General features: G+C 39.7%; 8 protein-coding genes and 3 pseudogenes. 10 read left to right on the forward strand and 1 reads right to left on the reverse strand.

Features of this window, described 5'->3' with window-relative positions; genetic code table 11:
• Positions 1-196 precede the first annotated feature (196 nt).
• A pseudogene (locus tag F8S12_RS32690) lies at positions 197-442 on the forward strand (IS701 family transposase); the annotation flags it as partial.
• Between the two features lie 33 nt (positions 443-475).
• On the opposite strand, the gene F8S12_RS32695 reads toward F8S12_RS32690, so the two are convergent.
• Complete coding sequence (locus F8S12_RS32695) at positions 476-637, reverse strand: hypothetical protein (protein ID WP_196520432.1); 162 nt, start codon at positions 635-637, stop codon at positions 476-478.
• 178 nt (positions 638-815) lie between these two features.
• Here F8S12_RS32695 and F8S12_RS32700 point away from each other — a divergent pair, with 178 nt between their 5' ends.
• The 9 genes and pseudogenes from F8S12_RS32700 to F8S12_RS41240 form a co-directional block, all read left to right on the forward strand.
• A complete protein-coding gene (locus tag F8S12_RS32700) occupies positions 816-1,163 on the forward strand; it encodes an IS4/Tn5 family transposase DNA-binding protein (RefSeq protein ID WP_196520433.1) in 348 nt (115 codons plus the stop codon).
• Positions 1,164-1,224: 61 nt separating this feature from the next.
• A complete protein-coding gene (locus F8S12_RS32705; protein WP_196520434.1) occupies positions 1,225-1,602 on the forward strand; it encodes a hypothetical protein in 378 nt (125 codons plus the stop codon).
• Between the two features lie 46 nt (positions 1,603-1,648).
• Complete coding sequence (locus tag F8S12_RS32710; RefSeq protein ID WP_196520440.1) at positions 1,649-2,239, forward strand: IS4 family transposase; 591 nt, start codon at positions 1,649-1,651, stop codon at positions 2,237-2,239.
• Positions 2,240-2,322: 83 nt separating this feature from the next.
• Positions 2,323-2,724 (forward strand): hypothetical protein, encoded by a 402-nt coding sequence (locus F8S12_RS32715; protein WP_196520435.1) that lies wholly within the window; start codon positions 2,323-2,325, stop codon positions 2,722-2,724.
• Between the two features lie 1,773 nt (positions 2,725-4,497).
• Positions 4,498-6,354, forward strand: coding sequence for a fatty acyl-AMP ligase (locus F8S12_RS32720; protein ID WP_196520436.1), 1,857 nt, complete (start codon positions 4,498-4,500; stop codon positions 6,352-6,354).
• A 142-nt stretch (positions 6,355-6,496) separates the two neighbouring features.
• Positions 6,497-6,814: an acyl carrier protein gene (locus F8S12_RS32725; protein WP_196520437.1), complete on the forward strand. Its 318-nt coding sequence runs from the start codon at positions 6,497-6,499 to the stop codon at positions 6,812-6,814.
• Positions 6,815-6,873: 59 nt separating this feature from the next.
• Positions 6,874-8,238, forward strand: coding sequence for a hypothetical protein (locus F8S12_RS32730; RefSeq protein ID WP_196520438.1), 1,365 nt, complete (start codon positions 6,874-6,876; stop codon positions 8,236-8,238).
• Positions 8,239-8,296: 58 nt separating this feature from the next.
• Positions 8,297-9,877 (forward strand): annotated as a pseudogene (locus tag F8S12_RS32735) (type I polyketide synthase); the annotation flags it as partial.
• A gap of 43 nt (positions 9,878-9,920) precedes the next feature.
• Positions 9,921-10,144: pseudogene (locus F8S12_RS41240) on the forward strand (IS4 family transposase); the annotation flags it as partial.

A 10,144-nucleotide genomic window follows, 5' to 3' on the forward strand; every position in this document is an offset into this window, starting at 1 on the left:
AGAATTTACAAAGTAGGTCGGAATTTCAGCTATATTTATAAGTTGAAATCTATTTTTTCATGGGCAGATTTTTAAAATTGTTTCTCTTCAGTTAATTATTATGATTATCTTTCAAATAAATCATAATTAGACAGAAGTTCTCTATGTAAACAAGAGGACTTTATCTTCTTTTGTTTTCAAAATGAGAATTGCTGATTGGGGGATTGAATGCTACCACAGAGCGATTAAACAAGTATGTGGTATTGGTCGATTTATGGTGAGGACATCTGAGGCAATTAGAACTCACTTTTTTAGCGCAATTCGAGCTTTTACACAATTAGAATTAATGCGGGTAGAAGAGTTAATTGAAAATTGGTATGAACTCCAAAGAAATTTATCTCTTCAAGTAGCTCGTGACTTTATTTTAGAACACCTATCACAGAAGTTGGGATTTACTGCATAGTATCACTTTTCTGTCAATGCGTAAGTTCTAAAATTATCCAAAGTTTGTAGGCGGCAAAAATTGTGACGGTTCTTTAGCAACCAGATCCTCGACATCATCGAACCACATAAACTGCCAAGTCAGTCTGTCTCTGCGATGAGAGGAAACATCTCCTATCAACAGATGCTGCCATGAATTTTCTGAGTTTTCTGCCACTACCTGTTCATCAAGGTTTTGGTTGATTCTAAAACCACCTAACCATAAATCTGACTTTTCACGGGATGTGGAAAAGGGGATTGGTTCGCGACAATCTATCGCGAACCAATCCTTTGAACTTAAGATGATTTGCGTCCTCTAATGTAAGGTGCTTGTAGTGTAGTATTTTGGGGTGCAAATGAAACTATTAGAAGCGAACCCGTACCGCAATTGTGATTTTGGTGACAAACGTCTGACCAACAGAGCAGTGTTAATTGCGGAGGCTTTAAAAGTAAAATATGGTGAGCCTTTATCACAAATATTTAAAAGCGCTAGTGATCTAAAACGTGGTTACGAATTCTTTTCTAACCCCAAAACAACTTTTGAGAAATTGACCCAGCCATCTTTTAAACAGACTTCTAAGCAGATTTATGGCATACCAATAGTATTAGCTGTAGGTGATACAACTTATCTTGATTACAAAAAAATATTAGAAAAAAGAGATGATTATGGGCCTACAGGTAATGGTGGGAACGGACTAATATAACAATAGTTCTTTAGCACTAGACCCAGACTTTGGTCAGCCACTAGGACTATTATGGGAGAAATTGTGGCATCGACAACACAAAGCATCTCCACCACCAGGGGAAACATCTACGGCAAAAAAGAAGCGGTTAAAAAAAGAACGTTTAATCGCCAAGAATAGAGCTTTTAAGGAGAAAGAATCTTATCGATGGGTTGAAGCTTTTCAAAAAGTCAACAAATTATTTAAGGGTTTAGAAATGCCTGATGGTGGACTACTCACGAGAGTGATTCATGTCTTTGACCGTGAAGGAGATATTGCAGAAGTATTCGCACTTCAACGTAAAAATAAAAATACAGGTGTAGTTGTCAGAGCCGCTCACAATCGTTGCTTAGAAGGAGAAAACTCTTATTTATGGGAGTATGTAACATCCCAAAAAGTGCAGTTTGTATTCATAGGTTGAATTACCTGAAACTAAAAAGCGAAAAGAAAGAACTGCAACTTTAGAAATCAGGTATTGTCCAGTATCAATAAATCCTCCTTCTCGATTAAAAAAGTCAGGTAATTTTAACGTTTACGCACTCTTTGCGACAGAGATTAATGTGCCAGACGGATGCGAACCAGTTACGTGGATGCTACTGACAAGCGAGTTAGTAACAACACAGGCAGAAGCATCTCAAATCCTTCGGTGGTATACGTATCGCTGGCGGATAGAAGAGGATCACAAAATCCTCAAATCTGGCTGTAAAGCGGAAAGTTACCGCTTGGCAGGGGAGAGTATGTCAACAATGTTAGGTTTTTTAACAGTGATTGCGGCACAATTACTGCGAATGACTTATTTACACCGGAATTCCCCGCACAGTTCAGCAGAATTGGTGTTAACAAAAATACAAATGGACGTGCTACTTGCTAGTACTCCACCCAAACAAAAAAAGCAGATACAGCTTACAGTTGACTGGGCAATTAGAGCAATTGCACGTCTCGGCGGATACTTAGAACATAGGAAGAATAGCCCTATTGGAATACAAGTTTTGTGGCGAGGTTGGTTGGAATTAGAAACCTTGTGCCAAGGTTGGTTGCTACATGAAAATCTAAAATGAATATATTGATTTTAGTTACTCAACAAAGTTATAGAGGAATATGGTTCGCGACAAACAGTCGCGAATCGCGGAATGTTGATTTTATGCCGAAAGACCGGAAAACTATAGCCCAAGAGGATTTACAATCGCGTATAGACAAAGTTATCGACATGTTGGAGCGTCTTGAACTTGAAGTCGCTGCCATACACAATTCAATGCCTATTGCGCCACCTAGTTGTAGGGTAGCTCGTTACCTAGCAAAGGGGCGTAAAGAATTTTATTGGTACTATAAACTACATGCTACAACACCAATATTTCCGACTCGGAGTGATGGTAAGCTTTCCAAGTACAAGCATTTAGGTAAGGCTGGTAGTCAAGCTTACATAGATGCCATTGAACAAATTACTGCAAGGACTAAAATTGAAGCTTTAGATCGTTCGATTGAGACTCTTAAACAGGGTTTAAAAGATTTAGTCGAAGAAACCTCCAAATATAATAAAGAATAGCAAGTGGTTCGCGATAATCTATCGCGAACCACTTGCTATTCCACATCCCGTGAAAAGTCAGAAGTAACAGAAGCTCACATAAAGCTTGAAAGCTATATAGACACAGGCTTATAAGAACTATCCAGCAAAGTTAAAGTTTAAAAAAATATCAAAAATTTAAAAAAATGTGCGTTTTCTATGTTTCATTAAAAACTGAATTTTATAGAAATAGAAATAGTATTTATGACTAAAAAAGTCTTGCTTTAAACGAAAAATAATTGTATTGTTGTTAGTGGTTTTAGTAGCTGACTTTTCACTGTATGTAGAAAAGGTCATTTTGATGCTTTCCCAAGCCCTGATTTCTCCGTTGGCTATTTTCATTAACTTAAATTTATTGAGAATTAGCCTGTGAAAAAAGCCACGCTTTTTGGGAGCTTGAGAACTTACCGTGAAAAGTCAGGTTTTAGTAGAAAGCATTAACAAAATATGCTAATCATAGGATAAAAAATTTGACTTGCTTAATTGATCAACTTTACTAATCTCCCTTCTCAAACATTCTCCTGTGCAAATAGGTACTTCATAGACCTAAGTGCTAGTTATTTTTGATTTAAGGGTCTGACCAAAGTGGAATATATCCCCCAGTTTCCGAAACTGCTAGAGGGATTATTCCAGCTTAGTGGTTGTTTTATCAGGAGGCAAAAAAACTAACCTTTGGGGGTAACTTGCTATGCGCTTTTCTGCAAAATCTCGGCCAAGAGAAATTCAGAATTAGATGTAGCACTTTTATGCAACGGCTCTTCGCCATCAATTAAAACCAATTACAATTACAACACATACTCTTCCTAAAAATCAAGCGGAAATAAACTACCTATTCAAAATGAATGAAACGCTTACGCTGCATTCATTTTGAATTTTGAGTTCTGCCTTGCGTTACTAGCAACTTAGGCAGGGCGGCCGCATCATGTCAATAAGAAAAATCTATTCTCAATAGAGTCAAAATTAATGTCATTAACTCTTGCTTGTTGCGAAAATTTTAGGCGTTGGCGTAGCTCGCCGCAGGCATCGCTTTGGGGCATAAAAAATAATCAAACGCGAAACCCTGATTTTTTCGTTGGTTCTTGACCTTCGTTGTGATCAAGAGTAATTTAGATGCGTTTGCCCTGGCAACTTAGGTTAGGTAATCTGACACTTGGCAAATTACTGATCTATGTACCTCCAATCCTATGTTGTGAACAGCAAAAATTTTTCAAAATCATGATTTAAAGATAAATTGGCGAATAATAAAAAAGCTTCTTGAAAATAACTTCACAGCCGAACTCAAGAGTAAAGTCTGAGCGTTTAGAGTGAAAACCTATAACTTTAAAAGTCTTTATACCTGTCTTTGAGACTTATTTTGTTTCTGCTTACCTAAGTTGAAATCCGCAGTAAATTGAGAAAATTACATTTAAACACAATAACCTGAACTTGTTATTATGTTTGATTTTGCGCTGTAACTTTTCATTTTCTAATCATCTGAAAAGCTATATTGCTTGTATGTTCAGAGTCTTGAGTGTATTTAGAAATTTTGTTGACTTATCAGAAAAATTACTGTAGTCTAAACATAGAAAATAAAAAATTAATTTTGCAAACATGGGTTATAAAATCATTAAGAGTTGCAAAATTAGATAAATTATTCTTCTTAGTATAAGCATTTTAAAAAAGGCTGAACAAACTGCTAATATTCAAAATTTTTGGCCAGTTTAATTAAAATGTCTGCCTTACAGAAATAAATGTAATCCCATAGAGGAGCATTGAATGATTAGTTATTCTAATAACTTGATAATACAGCACCATTTTTCAACGTTAGTTGAATTGTTGAGTTACAGAGCACAAAATCAATCTGAACAGAAAGCTTATAGTTTTTTACAAAGTACACAAACGGAAGCAGCATTTGTGACTTATAAAGAGCTACATATACAAGCACAAGCGATCGCAGCTAGTCTCCAGTCTCTAAATTTTGTTGGTGAACGTGCTTTACTTCTATATCAACCGGGTCTAGATTTTATTGCTGCTTTCTTTGGATGTTTATATGCTGGCGTTGTTGCTGTTCCTGCATATCCACCCAGACGAAATCAAAAGTTATCTAGGTTGCAGGCAATAGCAGCAGATGCCCAAGCCAAGATTGTACTTACTTCCACATCTCTTTTGTATAGCCTCCAGACTAGCTTTAATCAAGAGGATTTAGAAATTTCTGGATTGCATTGGCTAGCTACTGATAATTTGAGTAGTGATGTAGCGCAAGCATGGCAACCGCAAGAACTCAACGGCAATACCCTAGCTTTCCTCCAGTACACATCCGGTTCTACAGGGACACCAAAGGGAGTGATGATCACTCATGGTAATCTGATGCATAACGAGCGGATGATCGAAAAAGCTTTCGGACATACAGATAAAACTATTGTTGTTGGTTGGTTGCCTGTTTTTCATGACATGGGACTCATTGGAAATGTGTTGCAGCCCTTATATTTAGGGGTTCCTTGCATTCTGATGTCTCCAGTAGAGTTTCTCCAAAAACCAATTCGCTGGTTGCAAGCAATATCTCACTACAAAGCTACAACTAGTGGGGGGCCAAATTTTGCTTATGATCTTTGCACTCGCAAGGTGACATCTGAACAATTAGCAACTCTCGATCTCAGCACTTGGGAGGTTGCCTTTACTGGTGCTGAACCTGTGCGGGCTGAGACTTTGGAGCATTTTGCTTCTACTTTTGGACCTTGTGGCTTCCGCAAGGAAGCATTTTATCCCTGTTACGGTATGGCAGAAACCACTCTGATAGTAACCGGGGGTGAAAAAACAGCTTTACCAATCACTTGCAACGTAGAAAAAGCAGCATTAGAGCAAAACCAAATTGTGAAGCAGCACGAAAGTCAGGGAGATACCCAGACGCTAGTAGGTTGTGGGCAAAGTCCTACTGATCAGAAGATCGTCATTGTTGATCCCCATTCCTTAACGATATGTGCTCCTGAGCAAGTAGGAGAAATCTGGGTAGCAGGCCCGAGTGTTGCTCAAGGTTATTGGAATCAACCTGAGGAGACAGAGAAAACTTTCTGTGCATATTTAGCTGATCCCGGTGTTAGCGATAGTCCAACATCAGTCCCCTTTCTTCGCACTGGAGACTTAGGATTTTTGCAAGATGGTGAGTTGTTTATAACAGGGCGACTCAAAGATGTAATTATCGTCAGAGGGCAAAATCATTATCCACAAGATATTGAACTGACTGCTGAAGAAAGTCACCCATCTCTACGAGTCGGTTGTGGAGCAGCATTTGCCGTTGATTTCAAGAATTCTGAACGACTAGTTATTGTTCAGGAGGTAGAACGCAGTTATCTGCGAAAGTTAAACGTTCAAGAAGTCATAGCACAACTCAGACAAGCAGTAACCACACACCACGGGTTAGAAGTTTTCGCTACCGTACTTGTCAAGACTGGAAGTATTCCTAAAACTTCTAGTGGCAAGATTCGTCGTCAAGCCTGTCGAAGTGCATTTCTTTCGGGAAATTTAGAGGTAGTAGAGGATTGGAGTGAGAATCCTCAGAATAAATCTAAGTTTATGCATCTACAAGCCGATGTTGATTCTATGTTAGGACAATTAACATCAGGTAAACAGCTATGAACAAACTCACGTCTTCACAAAATCGGCTTTTATGACTCAGATCAAAAGCAGAAGATGGCGAAAGAAGTTACCTCATTCAACTTGTAACAATCTTATTGCAGAAAGTAGACATCCTCATCAATACATAACGAAAGATTAAACAATGGAAACGCAGAATCTTGAAGTGAACATCATGTCTAAAGTTTCAGAGATTAACAAAACCGATGCATCCAATCAGATACGGACAGCAGCAGACATCCAAGCTTGGACAATCTCTTATCTAGGTGAACTGCTAGAAGTTGATCCCGAAGAAGTTGATATTACAATTCCTTTTGATCGCTATGGTTTAGATTCTTCCGCAGCGATTGGTTTAACTGGTGACTTAGGAGATTGGTTAGGATACGACGTTGATCCCACCTTACTTTACGATTACCCAACCATCGAAGGTCTTGTTAAACATTTGAGTGCCGATTTGAATTGAAGACTTTGAAATCTATCTTGCTTGATTCACTTGAAAAAACTTGATTTAGGAGCAAAATCGTGACTACAGCTAATTTATTGAATGAGAAACCTAAAGTTTTCAATGTCCCAGTGGAAAAACAAAAGAAGCATTTTCAAGTTATCGATAAAACATATCATAACAACAAAGAATCTGACTACACTGAGAAAATAGAAGCTCTGGGCAAAAACTTTGACTATAGCCGCAACGATAATTATTTCTGGGGCGATCCCGAGCTTTCTACTCTATATGGCACCCCTCTCTACGAACAAGCTTCTCAGGCACAAAAATTAGCTCTTAACCATCTTTACTGGGTAGGGCAGTATCAGCATACTGCGTCTGCTGAAGCAAATACCATGCTCTACAACCAAATCACATCCGGTGTTTTTGCTCACGTTGGGGGATATGAAACTCTTTGTCAAGAGCTAGACTTTGAAACCAGTCAAGAACGCTACCACATCAACACTTTCCATAAAATTGGTTATAAGACGAAGATTGCTTTATTGGGTAAAGAGTCCCTTGGTAATCCTCTCCATAAAAAGTTGAATAATCAGACTAACAATAATCTGCTATCCAAATTACCAGAACTTCCCAATAAAGAAGCACTTCAGAATTCCACCTTTCGCTTTCTCACCAAACTGATGCATCCGGGTAAAGGGGACTACTATTCCCAGTACTTGAACGAAAAAGGTGACTCAATTCCGACAACAACCGGTGGACTGGCTGGACTCACTGCATCTCCCTCGGCATTTAAATACTTGAGTTTGAATTGGGGTAGTTCTCCCTTCTTAGCAGCTCAATATTACTCGGTGCGGATGGTTGCAAATATGTCGTTAAAAACATACGAGTACCACTACTACAAACAGTTCAGGGATCTGGATAAAAAAGGTGAATTTATCCCCGATCCGATCGCTGTATCTTATTATCACTTGTTGGATGAATCCTTCCACACCACAATGTCTCAAACCATTGCCCAAGAGGTATATAAGGATTTCCCCAACCCAACAGTGTACGAGAAGCTACTGTCTAATGCTGTTATCTATTTGTTACAACGAGGGCTTTTGGGCGGACTGTCTGGGGCGCTACCAGCCACATTCCGAGATGATGTCAATTTCATGCCTTCGTATTATCGACTGCTGACATCTCCTCTATTTAATAAAATGTCCCAGGAAGAAGCACTTCATTGGATGGAAAAGTGCTTGTGTCAAGAACACGAAGGTTTCCATGTCAATCTCAAATATCAACAAACTCTGCTGAATGATTTGAAACGCTTCTTCGGTCATCTTGAATACCTATGGCCAGTTAACCGCGAAATGCGCGTGATGGCTGAGGGTGGATCGATAGAGAAGGCAGTCAAACGCAATCAAATAGCCTTTAAGCAGTTCGCTAGCTCTGTTACTGCTTAGAGCGATCGCACCTTCAATCATATAAAGCAGCAATACACAAGTGTTGAGGACTTATTAAGTGGAACCCATAGCTATTGTCGGTATTGGCTGTCGCTTTCCTGGCGCTAGTAGTCCGGAGGCTTTCTGGCATCTTTTGCATCACGGTATTGATGCTATATCCGAAATCCCTACGGAACGATGGGATGTGGATAGTTTATACGATCCCGAACCTGCCACACCTGGAAAAATGAGTACTCGTTATGGCGGATTTATCGAAGGAGTAGATGGTTTTGATCCCAGCTTTTTCGGTATTTCGCCCCGCGAGGCAGAGCGGATAGATCCCCAACAAAGAGTCGTTCTGAAGGTTGCTTGGGAGGCTTTGGAAAATGCCGGAATTGCACCTTCCAATCTTTCTGGTAGTCAGACAGGAGTCTTTATTGGAATTGGCAACTATGATTATGGAATTCTGGTTTCCAAGGATTTAGACCGCATCAATGCCTACGATGGCACGGGTAATACACTTGGTATTGCTGCAAATCGCCTCTCTTATCTGCTCAATCTGCGCGGCCCAAGTTTGGCGATTGAAACTTCTTGTTCTTCGTCTTTAGTGGCGATACATCTAGCCTGTCGTAGTCTGCAAAATGCAGAGTCAGATTTATGTCTGGTTGGAGCAGTTAGCTTAATGTTGTCACCACAGCAGACCATTATCTACTCCCAAGCTCGGATGATGGCAGCAGACGGTCATTGTAAGACCTTTGATGCTAGTGCTGATGGTTATGTTCGCGGCGAAGGATGCGGTATTGTTGTGCTGAAGCGTCTGGCAGACGCTGTTAGAGATGGCGATCGCATTCAAGCAGTCATCAGAGGTTCGGCAATTAATCAGGATGGTCTGAGTAATGGATTGACTGCTCCCAATGGTCCTTCCCAACAGGCTGTAATTCGCCAAGCTCTCGAAAATGCCGGAGTAGAGCCAGCGCAAATTAGTTATGTTGAGGCTCATGGAACTGGTACATCCTTGGGAGATCCGATTGAAGTTAGATCCCTAAAAGCAGTGCTTGCAGAGGGACGCAGCACCGAGCAGCCTTGTTTGATTGGCTCAGTCAAAACAAATATTGGTCATCTGGAAGCTGCGGCTGGGATGGCTAGCTTACTCAAGGTAGTACTAGCACTACAGCATAAACAAATTCCGGCGCATCTGCATCTTAAAGAGTTAAATCCATACATTTCCTTGAGTGGGACACCTTTTGCGATCCCCACAGAACTTCAACCTTGGACTGTGAGTACAGAACCTCGTTTGGCAGGCATTAGTTCTTTTGGTTTCGGCGGTACTAATGGTCATATCATTGTCGAGGAAGCACCTTTACAAATTCAAAATTTAAAAGATAGTATTGAACGCCCTTTACACTTGTTGAGTCTTTCGGCAAAGAGTGAGCAGGGTTTGCAAGATTTAGCCCAGCGCTATGAAGCTTTTTTAGCACCGCACCCGGAATTGTCTCTGGCAGACATTTGTTTTACTGCTAGTACGGGGCGATCGCATTTTGAACATCGCCTTGCTGTCACTGCTGAATCTGTGGAGCAATTACAACAACAGTTAAATCTTGCAGGGGGACAAAATGGTCTAGAATGCTTATATTACAAAGAGTGTAGCAATTTGTGGTAAAACAAAAAGAGCATTCATTCGCAACAAGCTCTATTTAATGATAATATTACCTGAATTCTACGAAACAAACCTCAAGCGAGAATTGGGACGTGCAGAATATTTATTACTAAAAATCCTGATAAATTTATTACAATCTATTAAAACTGTTAGCATTGAAACACTCGCTACTGCTTTACCTATCCCCATACTTTTTGAAAGTAGAAGAAAAAGGATTCAAAGATTTTTGTCTTTAAATTACATAAATATTGAAGAAATTTGGTTGCCCAT

Source organism: Nostoc sp. WHI, assembly GCF_015714725.1.
GTDB lineage: Bacteria > Cyanobacteriota > Cyanobacteriia > Cyanobacteriales > Nostocaceae > Nostoc.

Bases quoted from the DNA above. Each gene is read 5' to 3' on its own strand.
- F8S12_RS32700 (WP_196520433.1), top strand. From the start codon at position 816: ATGAAACTATTAGAAGCGAACCCGTACCGCAATTGTGATTTTGGTGAC.
- F8S12_RS32715 (WP_196520435.1), top strand. From the start codon at position 2,323: ATGCCGAAAGACCGGAAAACTATAGCCCAAGAGGATTTACAATCGCGT.
- F8S12_RS32720 (WP_196520436.1), top strand. From the start codon at position 4,498: ATGATTAGTTATTCTAATAACTTGATAATACAGCACCATTTTTCAACG.
- F8S12_RS32725 (WP_196520437.1), top strand. From the start codon at position 6,497: ATGGAAACGCAGAATCTTGAAGTGAACATCATGTCTAAAGTTTCAGAG.